Source organism: Mesorhizobium sp. CA13 (assembly GCF_020165235.1).
In the GTDB taxonomy this organism is placed as follows: domain Bacteria; phylum Pseudomonadota; class Alphaproteobacteria; order Rhizobiales; family Rhizobiaceae; genus Mesorhizobium.
The window spans coordinates 235,096-250,805 of the sequence record NZ_JAIUHS010000002.1; the positions used below are offsets into that span (position 1 = coordinate 235,096).

At 61.9% G+C, this 15,710-nt stretch carries 18 protein-coding genes, 1 tRNA gene and 1 pseudogene; 12 read left to right on the plus strand and 8 right to left on the minus strand.

Features of this window, described 5'->3' with window-relative positions; translation table 11 throughout:
* Positions 1-19: 19 nt before the first annotated feature.
* Positions 20-517: an NUDIX domain-containing protein gene (locus LB566_RS06690; RefSeq protein ID WP_224623811.1), complete on the plus strand. Its 498-nt coding sequence runs from the start codon at positions 20-22 to the stop codon at positions 515-517.
* A 1-nt stretch (position 518) separates the two neighbouring features.
* On the opposite strand, the gene LB566_RS06695 is transcribed toward LB566_RS06690, so the two are convergent.
* On the minus strand, positions 519-1,511 hold the full coding sequence (locus LB566_RS06695; protein ID WP_224623812.1) for a glutathione S-transferase family protein: 993 nt from the start codon (positions 1,509-1,511) through the stop codon (positions 519-521).
* Between the two features lie 285 nt (positions 1,512-1,796).
* On the opposite strand from LB566_RS06695, the gene LB566_RS06700 reads away from it, so the two are divergent.
* The 5 genes from LB566_RS06700 (at position 1,797) to LB566_RS06720 (ending at position 5,442) form a co-directional block, all read left to right on the plus strand.
* Complete coding sequence (locus LB566_RS06700) at positions 1,797-2,333, plus strand: GNAT family N-acetyltransferase (RefSeq protein ID WP_140549804.1); 537 nt, start codon at positions 1,797-1,799, stop codon at positions 2,331-2,333.
* A gap of 59 nt (positions 2,334-2,392) precedes the next feature.
* Complete coding sequence (locus LB566_RS06705; protein WP_224623813.1) at positions 2,393-3,154, plus strand: 3-hydroxyacyl-CoA dehydrogenase; 762 nt, start codon at positions 2,393-2,395, stop codon at positions 3,152-3,154.
* 65 nt (positions 3,155-3,219) lie between these two features.
* Positions 3,220-3,999, plus strand: a complete 780-nt coding sequence (locus tag LB566_RS06710; protein WP_224623814.1) for a HugZ family protein — start codon at positions 3,220-3,222, stop codon at positions 3,997-3,999.
* Between the two features lie 155 nt (positions 4,000-4,154).
* Positions 4,155-4,499, plus strand: a complete 345-nt coding sequence (locus tag LB566_RS06715; protein WP_140496438.1) for an ArsR/SmtB family transcription factor — start codon at positions 4,155-4,157, stop codon at positions 4,497-4,499.
* 139 nt (positions 4,500-4,638) lie between these two features.
* Positions 4,639-5,442 (plus strand): TrmH family RNA methyltransferase, encoded by an 804-nt coding sequence (locus tag LB566_RS06720; RefSeq protein ID WP_224623815.1) that lies wholly within the window; start codon positions 4,639-4,641, stop codon positions 5,440-5,442.
* Between the two features lie 2 nt (positions 5,443-5,444).
* On the opposite strand, the gene LB566_RS06725 is transcribed toward LB566_RS06720, so the two are convergent.
* Together LB566_RS06725 and LB566_RS06730 are read right to left on the minus strand one after the other, a co-directional pair.
* Positions 5,445-6,593 (minus strand): hypothetical protein, encoded by a 1,149-nt coding sequence (locus LB566_RS06725; RefSeq protein WP_224623816.1) that lies wholly within the window; start codon positions 6,591-6,593, stop codon positions 5,445-5,447.
* Positions 6,594-6,781: 188 nt separating this feature from the next.
* Positions 6,782-7,318 (minus strand): DUF1134 domain-containing protein, encoded by a 537-nt coding sequence (locus LB566_RS06730; RefSeq protein WP_224518884.1) that lies wholly within the window; start codon positions 7,316-7,318, stop codon positions 6,782-6,784.
* A gap of 383 nt (positions 7,319-7,701) precedes the next feature.
* On the opposite strand from LB566_RS06730, the gene chpT reads away from it, so the two are divergent.
* Both chpT and LB566_RS06740 read left to right on the plus strand, forming a co-directional pair.
* Entirely contained in the window at positions 7,702-8,331 is a 630-nt protein-coding gene (chpT, locus tag LB566_RS06735) for a histidine phosphotransferase ChpT (RefSeq protein ID WP_140549798.1), read from the plus strand.
* A 240-nt stretch (positions 8,332-8,571) separates the two neighbouring features.
* The gene (locus LB566_RS06740) at positions 8,572-8,940 is read left to right on the plus strand and encodes a PleD family two-component system response regulator (protein ID WP_140496100.1); all 369 of its coding nucleotides are present in this window, start codon (positions 8,572-8,574) and stop codon (positions 8,938-8,940) included.
* A gap of 86 nt (positions 8,941-9,026) precedes the next feature.
* On the opposite strand, the gene ctrA is transcribed toward LB566_RS06740, so the two are convergent.
* Positions 9,027-9,722, minus strand: coding sequence for a response regulator transcription factor CtrA (gene ctrA / locus LB566_RS06745; RefSeq protein ID WP_006203583.1), 696 nt, complete (start codon positions 9,720-9,722; stop codon positions 9,027-9,029).
* A gap of 451 nt (positions 9,723-10,173) precedes the next feature.
* Between ctrA and LB566_RS06750 the strand changes: the two genes are divergently transcribed.
* Positions 10,174-10,551: a flagellar export protein FliJ gene (locus tag LB566_RS06750; protein ID WP_140496101.1), complete on the plus strand. Its 378-nt coding sequence runs from the start codon at positions 10,174-10,176 to the stop codon at positions 10,549-10,551.
* Positions 10,552-10,612: 61 nt separating this feature from the next.
* Here LB566_RS06750 and LB566_RS06755 read toward each other — a convergent pair whose 3' ends face one another.
* A complete protein-coding gene (locus tag LB566_RS06755; protein WP_224623817.1) occupies positions 10,613-11,011 on the minus strand; it encodes a winged helix-turn-helix transcriptional regulator in 399 nt (132 codons plus the stop codon).
* A gap of 89 nt (positions 11,012-11,100) precedes the next feature.
* Between LB566_RS06755 and LB566_RS06760 the strand changes: the two genes are divergently transcribed.
* Complete coding sequence (locus LB566_RS06760; RefSeq protein ID WP_224623818.1) at positions 11,101-12,027, plus strand: NADP-dependent oxidoreductase; 927 nt, start codon at positions 11,101-11,103, stop codon at positions 12,025-12,027.
* A gap of 69 nt (positions 12,028-12,096) precedes the next feature.
* On the opposite strand, the gene LB566_RS06765 is transcribed toward LB566_RS06760, so the two are convergent.
* Entirely contained in the window at positions 12,097-12,372 is a 276-nt protein-coding gene (locus LB566_RS06765) for a DUF1153 domain-containing protein (RefSeq protein WP_006203587.1), read from the minus strand.
* Between the two features lie 288 nt (positions 12,373-12,660).
* Between LB566_RS06765 and mnmA the strand changes: the two genes are divergently transcribed.
* Entirely contained in the window at positions 12,661-13,851 is a 1,191-nt protein-coding gene (mnmA, locus tag LB566_RS06770; RefSeq protein WP_140549795.1) for a tRNA 2-thiouridine(34) synthase MnmA, read from the plus strand.
* Positions 13,852-13,888: 37 nt separating this feature from the next.
* Here the strand turns inward: mnmA and LB566_RS06775 are convergent, their stop codons facing one another.
* Positions 13,889-14,854, minus strand: coding sequence for a Gfo/Idh/MocA family protein (locus LB566_RS06775; RefSeq protein WP_224623819.1), 966 nt, complete (start codon positions 14,852-14,854; stop codon positions 13,889-13,891).
* A 240-nt stretch (positions 14,855-15,094) separates the two neighbouring features.
* On the opposite strand from LB566_RS06775, the gene LB566_RS06780 reads away from it, so the two are divergent.
* Positions 15,095-15,171: transfer RNA gene (locus LB566_RS06780), tRNA-Met, on the plus strand.
* 253 nt (positions 15,172-15,424) lie between these two features.
* Here LB566_RS06780 and LB566_RS06785 read toward each other — a convergent pair.
* Positions 15,425-15,611: pseudogene (locus tag LB566_RS06785) on the minus strand (IS6 family transposase); the annotation flags it as partial.
* Positions 15,612-15,710: the final 99 nt, after the last annotated feature.

Below are 15,710 nucleotides of genomic sequence, written 5' to 3' on the forward strand. Positions count from 1 at the left end.
ACCCACGGTTTCGCGACTGATGACGACCGATCCCGAGAGCACTTTGCGCCAGACCGGCTGGCCGGGGCTGCGAGCCAGGCTGTTCCATCTCTATTTCGTGCTGCGGCGGCCAATGACGCTTGGCGTGCGCGGCCTCATCCACGAAACGGCATCCAACTCCCTCTTCCTCATCCGCCACACCTATGTGCCGGGCTGGCAGCTTCCCGGTGGCGGAGTCGAGATCGGCGAGACGATGGCCGAAGCGCTGACGCGCGAACTGGCGGAAGAGGGCAATATAACGCTGACCGCTCCGCCGGTGCTGCGCTCGATGCATTTCAATCGCCGCGCCAGCCGCCGCGACCATGTCGGCCTCTACCTGATCGAAAAATTCAGCCAGACGGCCCCGAAACTGCCGGACCGCGAGATCGCCGAGGCCGGTTTCTTTCCCCTCGACCGTTTGCCCCAGGGCACGACGCCGGCAACGCTCCGGCGCATCGCCGAGGTTTTTGGCGGGAAGCCGCCGTCACCCTACTGGTAGTTCAGGCAGCCGCCTTGGCGAACCGTGCCCTGTCGTGCCGCGCGCCGTAATCAAGTTCCGGTCCCACAGGCACGATACGCGTCGGGTTGATCATTTCGTGGCTGCCGTAATAGTGCGACTTGATATGATTGAGGTTCACCGTGCCGGCTACGCCCGGCACCTGGTAAAGATCGCGCAGATAGTTCGATAGGTTCGGATAGTCGGCGATGCGGCGCCGATTGCATTTGAAATGGCCGACATAGACCGGGTCGAAGCGCACCAGCGTGGTGAACAGCCGCCAGTCGGCTTCGGTGATCCGCCCGCCGACTAGATAGCGCTGGTTCGACAGCCGATGCTCCAGCGTGTCGAGCGCGGCGAACAACTCCCCGAACGCTTGCTCGTAGGCGGCCTGCGTGGTGGCGAAGCCAGCGCGATAGACACCGTTGTTGATGGCGGGATAAACCAGCGCATTGACCGCGTCGATCTCGCCGCGTAGCGCCTGCGGATAGAAGTCGAGATTGGGGTCACCCCAAGCGTCGAAAGCTGAATTCAGCATCCGGATGATTTCAGAGGATTCGTTGGAGACGATGGTCTCCTCCTTTTTATCCCACAGCACCGGTACTGTAACCCGGCCGGAATAGTTGGGGTCGGCTCTGGTGTAGATCTGGTGCAGGAAATCCAGGCTGTAGAGCGTGTCACCTGTGGCTCCGTCCTGCGCCAGGAACGTCCAGCCATCGGCGCCCATGAAATGATGGACGACTGACACGGAGATGATGCCTTCAAGCTTCTTCAGCGCTCGGAAGATCAGCGTTCGGTGCGCCCAGGGGCAGGCAAGCGAGACATAGAGGTGATAGCGACCGGGCTCCGCCTTGAAGCCGCGGCCGCGGCCTTCGGCAGGCGCCCCGTCACGAGTGATCCAGTCGCGCCATTGCGACTGCGCCCGCACGAATTTGCCGCCGCTGCCTTTGGTGTCGTACCAGCGGTCCTGCCATTTACCTTCGACCAGCAATCCCATCGCTTGTCCTTTCCTGTCTGAGACATGATGTAGGGCTTCAGGCCGTTGCGTGGAATCACCGGGCGCTGAACAGATCGTCAAGCACGTCGCGGCGCCCGTTGCTCTCTACTTGCAAACCGCCGATTGCAGCGGCGGGAAATTGATGCTAGCGGACACTCCGCATGTTCGATTTTGCTTTGATCCGGTTCGACCGACGACGAAAGGGCGCCCACGCTTGATAAAGCGCTGATTGGCGAATGCTGCCGTTTGCAGCAAACCTTTCCTCCTGTACCGGATGCAAAGACCATGAGCCTTGCCGACGTAGAATACCTGCCGGAAACTCCGGCGCATGACCCTCAGATCGAAGCCATCAACGACGAAGCCTTCGGGCCCGGCCGTTTTGTGCTGGCCGCCTACAAGATCCGCGAGGCCGGCGGGCATGAACGCGCGCTGTCCTTCGTGGCCGTGGATGGCGATCTCGTGGTAGCATCGGTTCGCATGACCCGCATCGCCGCAGGCGCCGGACGCGCGCTGATGCTCGGGCCGCTCGCGGTGCGGCCGGCCTTCAAGAATCTCGGCATCGGCCGCCGGCTGGTGGCGATCGCGCTGGAAGCTGCCGCCAAGGCCCGGGCGCCCGCCGTCATGCTGGTCGGCGACGAGCCTTATTATGGACCGCTCGGCTTCAAGCGGATCCCGCGCGGCCAGATATCGATGCCACGTCCCGTCGATCTTGACAGGCTGCTGTCGCACGAGATCATGCCGGGCGCGGTTGCAAGGCTCACGGGCGAGGTCTGCCATGCCGACCAGGCCAGGGTCGCCGAGCACTTCGCCGCGATGGCTTGACCATTCGCGCCGATTGCGCGCCTGATCCACGCCTGACTCTCATGTGAAAGGATGACGCCATGAATCCGAACGGCGAGGTCGCGGTTGTTACCGGCGGCGGCTCCGGCCTTGGCGAGGCGACGGCGCGCGCGCTGGCCGCCAGGGGCGCCCGCGTCGCCATCTTGGATGTCGGTTTCGATCGGGCGGCCAAGGTGGCGGCGGAGATCGGCGGCATCGCTGTCCAATGCGATGTCGGCAGCGCCGACAGCGGTGTTGCCGCGCTTGCCGAGGTCACGGCCAGGCTTGGCGAACCGCGCATCCTGGTCAATTGCGCCGGCATTGCCATCGGGGTGAAGACGATCGGCAAGGATGGTCCCCATCCGCTCGATCAGTACCGCAAGGTGATCGAAGTCAATCTGATCGGCACTTTCAATATGATCCGCCTCGTCGCCGACCGCGCCGCAAAGCTCGAGCCGCTGCAGGGCGGCGAGCGCGGCGTAGTCGTCAACACCGCATCCGTCGCCGCCTATGACGGCCAGATCGGCCAGGCCGCCTATTCGGCATCCAAGGGCGGGGTCGTCGGCATGACGCTGCCGGTGGCGCGCGATCTTGCCCGTTCCGGCATCCGGGTCTGCACCATCGCACCCGGCATATTCAGGACGCCGATGATGGCCGGCATGCCGCAGGAGGTGCAGGATTCGCTGGGTGCCGCGGTGCCCTTCCCCTCGCGCCTCGGCGAGCCGTCGGAATATGCGGCCCTTGCCTTGCACATCATCGAGAACCAGATGCTCAACGGCGAGACCATTCGTCTCGATGGCGCCATTCGCATGGCTCCGAGGTAGCACTTGCCAGCCTGACGCCATCGTCTGATAAGTGGATGGATAAATCAACTTAGCAGGGCGAGCATTTGGCCGATCGAACGAAGGACGTGATCCGCGAGACCGACGCCGAGGCGATCCGGCTGGCCAAGACGCTTATGCGCTGTGCCCGCTTCGGCGCCCTAGCGGTGCTGGAGCCGCAAACGGGTTCGCCGCTGGCCAGCCGGGTCGGGGTCGCCACCGACATCGACGGCACGCCGCTGATCCTGGTGTCGGAGCTTTCGGCCCATACGCCCGCCATCCTTGCGGACCCGCGCTGTTCGCTGCTGCTCGGCGAGCCGGGCAAGGGCGACCCGCTCGCGCATCCCCGGTTGACGCTGATCTGCCGGGCAGCGCGGATCGAGCGCGGATCGGACGCGCATGCACGCGCCGAACGCCGCTATCTCAACCACAACCCGAAGGCCAGCCTCTATGCCGGCCTCGGCGACTTCTCGATCTTTCGTCTCGAACCGCAGCGCGCCAGCCTGAACGGCGGCTTCGGCAAGGCCTACCTGCTCGATCGCACCGATCTCATCACCGACGGGCCAATCGTCGAGGAACTGGCATCCAGCGAGCAATCCGCGATCGACCACATGAATGCGGACCATCTCGATGCCGTCGCCCTCTACGCGCGTCATTTTGCCAGGGCATCCGGTGACGGCTGGATCATCGCCGGATTCGACGCCGACGGCATGGATCTGGCGTCCGGCGACGATGCCAGCAGGGTCTTCTTTCCGCAGCCCTTGGTGACGGCGCACGAGTTGAGGCACGTCTTGGTCGACATGGCCAAGAGCGGCCGGGCGGCAACGTCGGCAAATAGCCGCACTTAAATTACGTTTGATCAAAAGCAACGCTTGAGATTTGAACGAAATGTTCTACCCTTTGGCCGTGGCGCTGACTCGTGGCGACCATTCACAACTGAATTTATGGATTCAGGCACCATTGCCCCCATGGTGCCTCGATGAGCAAAGAGCATGGGGGATCGATGATCTCGACAAAGCTAATCGCCAACGCCGGATCGGCGGCCGAATTTCTGATGCTGATGGGCAACGAAAAACGGCTTTTGATCATGAGTTATCTGATCGACGGTGAAATGTCGGTCGGAGCCATCGCCGAGAAGGTGATGCTCAGCCAGTCCGCCCTGTCGCAGCATTTGGCAAAGTTGCGGGCGCTGGACCTCGTGGACACCCGACGCGACCGCCAGATGATCTACTACTCCTGCAAATCCGACGCTGTGCGCGAACTGCTTGCCACGCTCGACGGCATTTTCGGCAGCGGCAAGGATGATCTGTCCCAGATGGCACAAAGGCTGCGCCGCGCCGGAACTTGAACGGCTGGTCGCGTAAACGTTTACGCCACCAGCTGCCTTCGGCAATGTGCGTCCATCCTGGGCGCGCAAAATACACTTTGACACTGCATCCGCGCATCGTGTTCTTGGCAACCGATTCCGATTGTCAGCCGAGGCTCAGATGATCCTTGTCCACATCGACGATCCGCGGGACCCGCGCGTCGCCGCCTATCTCGACATCCGCGAGCGTGACCTCGCCGGTCGACAGGGCCGCTTCATTGCCGAGGGCAAGGTCGTGCTCGACATGCTGCTGTCGGCCGCGCGCTTCCGCGCCGAATCGGTGCTGGTTCTGGAGAACCGGTTGGCCGGCCTCGAAGAAATCCTGCACAAGGCATCTCCTGACCTGCCGGTCTATGTCGCCGCCGGAGCTGTGATGGATGCCATTGCCGGGTTTCACATGCATCGCGGCATTCTTGCCATTGGTCGCAAGGAGGCGCCCCAGCCGGCCGAGGCCCTGCTGGACGGCTTGCCTGCCCAAGCATTGATCGTGGTGCTCGTGGGCATCGCCAACCATGACAACATGGGCTCGATTTTCCGCAACGCCGCCGCGTTCGGCGCCAACGCGATTCTTTTGGATGCGACCTGCTGCGATCCGCTCTATCGCAAGGCGATCCGCGTTTCGGTCGGCGCGGCCTTGAAGGTTCCGTTCGCCTCGTTCAGCGACACCGCGCGGTTCGCCGCGACGCTCGACCGGCGTGGCTTTACCCAATTTGCGCTGTCGCCACGCGGGACATCAGACATACGCGATGCAAAGCCGGCCGAACGCCTGGCACTCTACCTCGGGACTGAGGGCCAAGGTCTGCCCGAAAGCCTGCTCGCCCGTCTCAATACTGTTCGGATCAAGATGTCGGAAGGCTTCGACAGCCTGAACGTAGCGGCGGCGTCCGCCATCGCCCTGCATCATTTCTGCGCCGGCGGTGCCTGAATTCAATCTGCCGCAGCCGCCTTCTGTAACGCCCGCACGCGATCGGCAAGGCTGCGGCCGCCGCTGTTCGGACGCGCATCCTGCGGCGCCTCTAGCGCCTTGGCGATCGGCGACCCCGGCCCTTCGAGCTTGGCTGTCAAGTTGACGACCTCCGCCGCCAGGTCATTCATCTGTTCGCGCAACATGGAACTTGCGTGGCGTGTATCGCCCTGCGGGCTGGCGGCCTCGGCGGCGGACAGATCCGCCTTCAGCCGCTTGTTCTCGCGTGCCAGTGCCGTAAGTCTGGCCTCCAGCCGCTCACGGTCGGCGTCGAGCCTGGCGATCGCCTTTTCGACGTCGTCGCGCCTGTCCGCCTGTACCTGCCCGCCGATCAACCGCAAGGCCGACGCGCCGTCCTCGGCCTTCGCTTTTTCGCGCTGCCGCGCCAGATCTTTCTCGCGGCGTTCGAGCTTCTCCTCTCGGTCTGCAAGCGTGGCGAGCAGCCGCTCGACTTTCTTGTCCAGTTCGGCGGTTTTTTTCCTCTCGGCCTTCAGCGCCTCACGCGCGGCCTTGCTTTCGGCCGCGATCTCCTGGTTGCGCCTGTCCGCCTCCTTGCGCTGGCCGCGCAGCAGCGCGATATCGCTGGCGAGCTTCTGCAACTCGGATTCGCGCGCCACGAGTTCGATCTGGCGGCTGCTGGAGGAGAAGCTGGCGTCGTCATACATGCGTTCCAGCTTCTCAAGCTCAAGCGCGCGTTTCTCCAGTTGGCGTTCGGTCTCCTTGAGCCGCTCGGACAGCCGGTGCAGTTCATCCTCGCGCTGGTGCAGCGCCGCGTTCTTGGCGGCCAGTTCATCGAGCACCTGGTTCTTGTCCATGCGCTCCACTGCCAGCCCCTTCAGGGCCTCGCGGCCGCGATTGATCTCGATGAGCTGCTCGGTCGACTTCTCGCGCAACGCCTTGACGTTCATCTCGAGGCGGCGCGTCGCCATGGCGAACTCCGCCCGGATGCGGTCCTTGTCGGCCCCGATTTCGGCTTGCGTCAGCGGGATCGAGGCTTCGATGCGTTTGCGCGTCAGGGCGACCGCCCGCCGCCAGATGGCCGGAACCACCATCAGCGCCAGAAAGCCGGCGCAGAGAAAGCCGAGAGCAAAGAACAGGACCGACTGAACCAAGTGACTATCCGTTATCGCGCGCCGACATGCAACAATGCGAGGATCAAAAGCCGGTCGCGACCTTTGACCCTTACTCTGTTGGCATGACGGAAATCCGGCGCTGCGGCAAGGGCTCGCCGCGGCGCATGTGGGTCATCGGATCTGGATTCTCATCGAAAGCGTATACACATTCGGGTCGTGACCGCGGGTCAGAACGGATTCCACGTCGCCCGTTCGGTAAGCTTCAGGTAGCCGAGATTGACGCCAAGCCGGGCGCCGACGCCGGTGCGGATCGGCACCAGCAGCACATTGTTGTTCTTCAGCACGTTGAATCCGACGCCCGCCACCACATAGGCCGAGCCGGCGACGCCGCCATAACGGTTGTAGAGATTGCCGACGTCATCGAGATTATAGACGAGCATCATCACCCGCGACCCCTCGCCGCCGAAATCCCAGCCGAGCGACGGGCCTTGCCAGAACACTTTATGGTCGCCGGCATTCTTGGTGTAGAGCGTGCCTTCGCCATAGGTCAGGCCGCCGATGAGCGCGCCGGATCCCTCCTCGCCAAGCAGATAGCCATTGGGCAAACCATAGGAAGCAAAAATCTTCTCCACGACTGTGGCAAGGCCGCCCGATGTCGCGCCGAAGAACTTGTGACCGGAATCGACAATCTCCTGAGCGGTGTACTCCTGGGCCCGCAGGGCCGATGTCGAGAAGACGAGAACGCCCATGAGCGTGATCGCCATTGAGAGGACACGGAGAAAACTCCGGCCGTAGAATCGGGAAAACATGCTTCCAATCTCCGTCAGGGAGCACTTTCGCCGACGCCTCGCACCCGTACGGCTCTTTAGGCGGCCGTTAAGGATGGCTGTTAGGGGCAAACTATGCCGTAATCCTTTTTCAACCATTAAACTCGCACATGAAGATGGCGGTTCGAAGGCTGTTGGGGTCGCTCATACAGGCAAGCAGCCTGCGTGAACGCGCCATAGGCCCCAACGGCGATTTTGGGTTTGTTGCTGCACGCACGGGCGCTGTGTATTCAGAAAGCCTGGGAAGAGAGCGTGATTCGTGTGGGCAGGCGACGATCGATCGCGGCCATGATTATGGGATTTTGCAGGGATTTTCGCCGATGTCCGATCTTTTCACCCTTTCCGCACCCGATCTGGCGGCACTTTTGTGCAGCCGGGTCTGCCACGACATCATCTCGCCTGTCGGCGCGATCAACAACGGGCTTGAACTGCTCGATGAAGGCGGAGCCGACGAGGACGCCATGAAGCTGATCCGCCAGAGCGCCCGCAACGCCTCGGCGCGCCTGCAGTTCGCCCGCATCGCCTTCGGCGCGGCTGGTTCCGCCGGCATGCTGATCGACACCGGCGATGCCGAAGCCGTCGCTATCGCCTTCCTCAAGAACGAGAAGCCGGAACTCACCTGGAATGGAACCCGTGCACTGTTGCCCAAGAACAAGGTCAAGCTGCTGCTTAACCTGATCCTGGTCGCCAACGCCGCCATTCCACGCGGCGGCAAGCTTTCGGTGACGCTGGAGAATCTCGAGACCGAGCCTCGCTTCGCGCTTTCGGCGAGCGGCCCCATGTTGCGGGTGCCACCGAAATTCCTCGAACTGCATTCCGGCCACAAGCCGGACGAACCGATCGACGCGCATTCGGTGCAGCCTTACTATACGCTGCTTCTGGCGCGGGAGGCCAATATGACCATATCGATCCATGCGACCGCGGAAGAGATTGTGCTTTCGGCGGCCTGAGATTCACGCAAACCAGCAGCAAAGTATTTCAGCGCTGTAATATTGATTGAATGGACCAGCGGCGAAAGATGAACTTCGCCTGACGGCGCGGGCCAAAGCATCTGCAAGAAAAAGCTTGCAAACCGGCATCTTTGCAAAAATTTTACCTAATGGCTTTTCAGCTTCTTTACCAGATCGGCCTATGCTGTGCCGCAGATACCCGACGCGACCGGATTGCCACAAGGCAAAGAGGACCCGGAAATGAAACGCTGCATGTTCGTCGACGATTCCAGCGTCATCAGGAAAGTTGCGAAGCGCATCCTGGGCGGCTCCGACATGATGGTCATCGAAGCCGCCAGCGGGCTTGACGCACTGGAAATGTGCGCCGCCGATATGCCTGATATCATCGTCGTCGACGGTGCACTGCCGGATGTACAGGCGGTCGACCTGATCCGGCGCGTGCGCGCCATGGAAAGCCCGACCAAGCCGCAGATCCTGATCTCGCTGGTCGAACTGGACATCGCCTCGATCATGCGAGCCAAGCGCGCCGGCGCCCAAGGGTATCTGTTGAAGCCGTTCAACCGCCCGCAGCTACTCGAGCGCTTTCGCACCCTGAAGATCGCTGCCTGATCCATTGGATTACGGTTACCACCGGCCTATGACGCAAAAACCCGGCTGTCGCCGGGTTTTTGTCTGGAATTTCGATCGGCCGTCGCTCAGGCGCTGACGCGGATGTCTTCCGGTTCGCGCAGCACATAGCCGCGGCCCCAGACCGTCTCGATATAATTCTGGCCGCCGGACGCAGCATCGAGCTTCTTGCGCAGCTTGCAGATGAAGACGTCGATGATCTTCAGTTCCGGCTCGTCCATGCCGCCATAGAGGTGGTTAAGGAACATTTCCTTGGTGAGCGTGGTGCCCTTGCGCAGCGAGAGCAGCTCCAGCATCTGGTATTCCTTGCCGGTAAGGTGCACGCGCTGGCCGCCGACTTCGACGGTCTTGGCATCGAGATTGACCACCAGGTCGCCGGTGGTGATGACCGATTGGGCATGTCCCTTCGAACGGCGCACGATGGCATGGATGCGCGCCACCAGCTCGTCCTTGTGGAAGGGCTTGGTCATGTAATCGTCTGCGCCGAAGCCGAGGCCGCGCACCTTGTCCTCGATGCCGGCCATGCCGGAAAGGATGAGGATCGGCGTCTTGACCTTGGAAAGACGAAGCGTTCTCAAGACCTCGTAGCCGGACATATCGGGCAGGTTGAGGTCGAGAAGGATGATGTCGTAGTCGTAGAGCTTGCCCAGATCGACACCCTCTTCGCCGAGGTCGGTCGTATAGACATTGAAGCTTTCCGATTTCAGCATCAGCTCGATGCTTTGTGCGGTTGCACTGTCATCTTCTATCAGCAGAACACGCATTTCATTCCCCTTTTCTGCTGCCGGACCATCTTGCGACCCGTCCGGGACCGGAGCAGTGATTGCCTGGTGCAGAGGCTGCCATGGAATGGTTAACAAAACCTAATTCCGCGTCGATGACGGTACCAGATTTTTTAACCACTTTCTACACCCTCTTGAATTTAATAATGAATCACAGGACCAAACGGCTAATGCAACACATTAAAAACCTGGACTAAGTGACTCCAGGGACTCATCGACATCGCTTCCATGTCGCCCGCCGGATTTTTACCCGGCCTTAAGTCCTGACCCGTATGATTAACAATGCCCGTAAACGAATGGTTACCGCCGGCAAAAAACTTTAGGGTTTTGTTTCCCATAGGGCGGGGAAAGCCGGTGGACACGGGCAGCGCTTGGGCCTTTCCAAGTGGTTTGGACGATATGTGCAGGTGTGCGTTTCCGGGAGTACCGAATCATGAAGTCACGTGAAAACCTCGTTCGGCTGAAACAGTTTCAGGTGAATGAGAAGCGGCGGCAACTGCTGCAGCTCGACATGATGATCGCCGAATTCGAACGCATGGCCGCCGAGTTGGAGCTTCAGATCAGCGCCGAGGAAAAGAAGGCCGGTATCACCGACATCAATCATTTCGCCTATCCGACCTTCGCCAAGGCGGCCCGTTTGCGCCGCGACAACCTCAGAAATTCGCAAGGCGACCTCGCCCAGCAGCGAAGCGCCGCCGAATCATTACTCGGCGAAGCTGAAGCGGAGCTTTCCAAGGCGGAGATGCTCGAATCGCGCGACACCAAGATTCGCGAGGCCGAAACAGGCGGTCGCAGCGCGATGATCGGCTGAATCGCCCGATATACGCGTCTTTGAGCACGTCCAAGCGGGCGCGCAACGCATTGAACGAGCGCTAAGCGACCCACTCCCCTTCATTCATGGCCGCAGCCCGCGCCCGGGCCTCCTTGATGTCGGGAACGTGTTGTTCCGACCAGGATCTGATCTGGTTGAGCAATCCCGCCAGACTCTGGCCAAGTTCGGTCAACTCATATTCCACCCGAGGCGGGACGACCGCAAACACCTCGCGCCGCACCAGGCCGTCGCGCTCGAGCACGCGCAACGTCTGCGTCAGCATCTTCGGCGTGATGCCTTCGAGCTTGCGGGCAAGCTCGCCATTGCGCTGCCGGCCTTTGCGCAGCGCACAGACAACTAGGTAGACCCACTTGCTGGCCAGCGTCTCCAGCACCGTGTGCGAGGGACAGGTCCGCCGGAACGCATCATAGCCGAAGGGGGAGTCGAGATCGCTATCCATACAGAGAGTATATATCAAAAAGGTACATACTGGACAAGGGATTATTACTCTCCAAATGATAGTGGGACCGGTCAATCAGGAGAAATCTTATGCGTGCCATTATCCAGAATTCCGTCGGCGGACCCGATGTCCTCGTCATCGCCGAGCGCCCGGCGCCCTCGCCCAACGCCGGCGAAGTGCTGGTCCGCATCAAGGCGGCCGGCATCAATCCGGTCGATGGCGCCGTGCGCGCCGGCTATTACCCGCTGCTCGGCGAACCACCCTTCATCCTCGGCTGGGACCTTTCGGGAACCGTCGAGGCGCTGGGGCCTGGTGTCAGCGGCCTCAATCCAGGTGACGCGGTGTTCGGCATGCCGCGTTTCCCAAAGCAGGCGGCAGCTTATGCTGAACTGGCCGCCGTGCCCGCCGATGAAATCGCGCGCAAGCCCGCGCACGCCGATTACATCCAGGCAGGCGCATTGCCGCTGGCTGGCCTCACCGCCTGGCAAGGCCTCGTGCGTCACGGCGCGCTGAAAGCCGGCCAACGCGTGCTGGTCCATGCCGGGGCCGGCGGCGTCGGCCATCTGGCGGTGCAGGTCGCCAAGGCGGGCGGCGCCTGGGTTGCCGCCACCGCCAGCACGGAAAAGTTGGATTTCGTCCGCAAGCTCGGCGCCGACGAAGTCATCGACTACACCAAGGATGATTTTACCGACAAGGCGAAGGGCATCGACCTGGTGCTCGAGACGGTGGGCGGCGAGCACGCCCATCAATCGTTGAAGGTGCTCAGGGACGGCGGCGTGCTGGTGTCACTGCTCGACGTCAGCGACAAGACTAGGGCGGACGCCAAGGCGCGAAGCATCCGCGTCGAACGCATGTCCGTTGTTCCCGACCGCGAAGGCCTTCTGGAACTTGGCAGGCTCGTCGATGCGGGAAAGCTTACCGTGCACGTGGCAAAGACCTTCCCGCTCGAACAGGCCGGCGCCGCTCACGCTTTCCTCGCCAGCAAGCCGGTCGGCAAGGTGGTGCTGACGGTCTGAAACGGATGCAGATGCTGTTAAAAAACCAAAAGGGCGCGAACTTCGCGCCTTTTTGCAGATCCTCGACCGTCAGTGCCGGTATTGCTGGATGCGCGTCGTGCGCAGCCCGGCGAGGCCGTATTCGTCGATCGAGGCCTGCCAGGACAGGAACTCCTCGGTGGTCAGCTTGTAGCGCTGGCATGCCTCCTCGAGGCTCAAGAGCCCGCCGCGCACCGCCGCAACCACTTCCGCCTTGCGCCGGATAACCCAGCGACGTGTATTCGTCGGCGGCAGATCGGCAATTGTGAGAGGGCTGCCGTCAGGCCCGATAACATATTTGACTCGCGGTCTAACCAGATCGGTCATCGTACTCTCTACAAAAAACTCAAAGACCCAATCCCCGCCACGTTACCGCCACAGCTTTAAAAATTGCCTAAGCAGACCCTAACAGCTAGGTAATGATCATGAACGCCGCGTTAGCCTTTTCGCAAGCATTTGAAATATCTGCCGGGAAGCCCCGGATTCGGTCGAAAAATCTGCATGTGCACCGGGCCGGCAGCCGCCCGCCGATCGGTGCCCCAAGCTGGCGCAGCCGCCAAGCTTGACCTATATTCGCGTCATTGGCATGCAAGCGCCGCGCAGAACGAAAGAACCATGAACAGCCTCGATCTCCCCGGACGTCCCGAAAACACCCGTATCGTCGTCGCCATGTCGGGCGGCGTCGATTCGTCCGTCGTGGCGGGTCTCTTGAAGCGCGAAGGCTATGATGTCGTCGGCGTCACCTTGCAGCTTTACGATCATGGCGCCGCGACGCACCGGGCCGGCTCCTGCTGTGCCGGACAGGATATCGACGACGCCCGCCGCGTTTCCGAGACGCTCGGCATTCCGCATTATGTGCTCGACTACGAAGAGCGCTTCCGCAAGGCGGTCATCGATCCCTTCGCCGAGAGCTATGTCGCCGGCGAGACGCCGATCCCTTGCGTTTCCTGCAACCAGACGGTGAAGTTCGCCGACCTGCTGGCGACCGCCAAGGATCTCGGCGCCGATGCGCTGGCCACAGGCCACTACATCCGCTCCGGCGCCAATGGCGCCCATCGCGCGCTCTACAGGCCGGTCGACGCCGATCGCGACCAGAGCTATTTCCTCTTCGCCACCACGCAGGCGCAGATCGACTATCTGCGCTTTCCGCTCGGCGGCCTGTCGAAGCCGCAGGTTCGCGCCATTGCCGAGGAGATGGGCCTGACGGTTGCCGCCAAGCAGGACAGCCAGGACATCTGCTTCGTGCCGCAGGGCAAATATTCCGATATCATTGCCAAGCTGAAGCCGACGGCCGCGAATCCGGGTGACATCGTTCATATCGACGGCCGGGTGCTCGGCCGCCATGAAGGCATTCTGCGCTACACGATCGGCCAGCGCCGCGGCATCGGCGTGGCCTCCGGCGAGCCGCTCTATGTCGTCCATCTCGATGCCGAGCGCGCCCGTGTCGTGGTCGGGCCGCGCGAGGCGCTGGAGACGCACAAAATCTACCTGCGCAACATGAACTGGCTTGGTGACGGCGCGCTGGCCGACATGCCCGCCGGCGGGCTGGAACTGTTCGCCAAGGTCCGCTCGACAAGGCCGCCACGCCCAGCGATGCTGCGTCACGAGGCGGGCGTCACATCGGTCGAATTGGCCGATGGCGAGTCCGGTATCGCGCCTGGACAGGCTTGCGTACTCTATTCCGACGACGGCAACGAGGCCCGCGTGTTCGGCGGCGGCTTCATCGAACGCTCCGAGCGCGGCGCCGAGGCCGAGGCGATGTTGAGCCGGCTTGCCGCGTCACCGGCGCAGGTTCCCGCCGAGTAGGCAACGATCTCTCCGCCGCGACACGGCCCGGCCTTCTTCAGGGATTGGATTTGGTGTGCGTGATCGTACCCGCGGTCAGGATGCGCAGCACCCGGATTGCCTCCTCGCCGCTGGTGCGCGGTTCGGCCCGCGTTTCGATGCAATGGATGAAGTGCTCGAGTTCGCGTGTCAGCGGCATGCCTTGGCCAACCGCGACATAGGTGGGCTCATTGGTGGTGAATGCCCATTGGCCGCTGTCCTGCCAGACCGCGTGGCGATAGACGGCGAGCTTGCGCTCCCATGGTTCGACATCGTCGAAGACAGCCATCGCCTTGGTGCCGACCACGGTCAGCCGCCGCTCGCGGTAAGGGTTTAGCCGCGAGGCGAAGAGATGGCTGCGCAAGCCGTTGGGAAAGCGCATGTGCAGATGGGCGAAGTCGCTGAGATTGTCGAGCAGCGCCGCTCCTTCGCCGCGTACCTCGATCGGCTCGGTGCCGGTGATGGCCAGGATCATCGACAGGTCATGCGGCGCCAGATCCCATAGCGCATCGTTCTCGGTGTGGAATTTGCCGAGGCCGAGCCGATGCGAATGGATGTAGCGGACCTCGCCGAGCTCGCCCTTGTCGATCAGCCCCTTCAGCGTCTCGAACGCGGGATGGAAGCGCAAGACGTGGCCAACCATGAAGACGCGGCCCTTGTCCTTCGCCGCCTGCACCGAGCGCTCGGCATCGGCAACCGTCAACGCGATCGGCTTCTCCACCAGCACGTCCTTGCCGCTTTCGGTGGCGCGCACCGCCATCTCGGCATGAAATTGCGGCGGCAGCGCCATGACAATGGCATCGATATCATTGCGGACGAACAACTGGTCCGGTTCGATCGCGAGGCAGTCCTGTTCGCTGGCAAAGCCTTCGGCGCGGGCACGGTTGGCATCGGAGACCGCGTGCAGCGCGCCGAGCGCCTTGAGGGTGCGGATGTGGTTGGAGCCCCAGTATCCGCAACCGAGGACTGCAATGCGCGGCTTCATCTGTTCTCAAACTCTAAAAACTCGTGGCCGAGACATAGCGACGTGCCTCTTCGAACTCAACCCCGGCGGCTGCAACCAATTGTCGGCGCGGCAAAGCTTTTCAGCCGAGAGAATAAGCGCCCTGGCCGAGCGGTTCGAAGCTTGACAGGCTCACCCTCCCAACCTTATATCCGCGCGACCTTGGCGAACGCCTCGAAATGCCTTGCGATTTAAGGCGGATTTCGGGCCTTTCGCCGCCCTGGCGGGGTAGCTCAGTTGGTTAGAGCACGGGAATCATAATCCTGGGGTCGGGGGTTCAAGTCCCTCTCCCGCTACCACCTTTCACCACACTCCTTTGACGCCGTTGGGAAAAGCGGCCTCACCGAGGAGTTTGGTGAGGCGTCCTGCGATTTCCACCTGAATTCCACCGAGCCTCGAGAAACGGTAACGGTGTCGATCAAGTCTCGCATCGCCTCTGCAGCTTCGGAATCATGATCTGCGGCGGGACACGATGGCGCTTGTAGCTGATGGCGCGGTGTTCATGCCATCGGTCTAAGCCGCAAATCCCTGAACCCGAGTTAAGTTGATAACGCGGTTGAAACGCTCCAACAATAGCTGTGCGTAACGGACGGTCCAGCGGTGAATGGTCGTGTGATTGATAGCAATACCCCGCTCGGCCGTCATCTCTTCCAAATCACGCAGGGCTCAGACTGTAGGCTAGGTATCAGCGCACGCAAAGCGGGATCACCGATTGGTCAAACTGGCGGCTCTTGAACATTCAATCCCCGAAAATGTCAGAGGCTCTCCTTGCCACAGTGCCGGTATTCAAAACGTTGCAACAGAACCAGATTTCGAACTGTTCGGCGATTGAGGGATG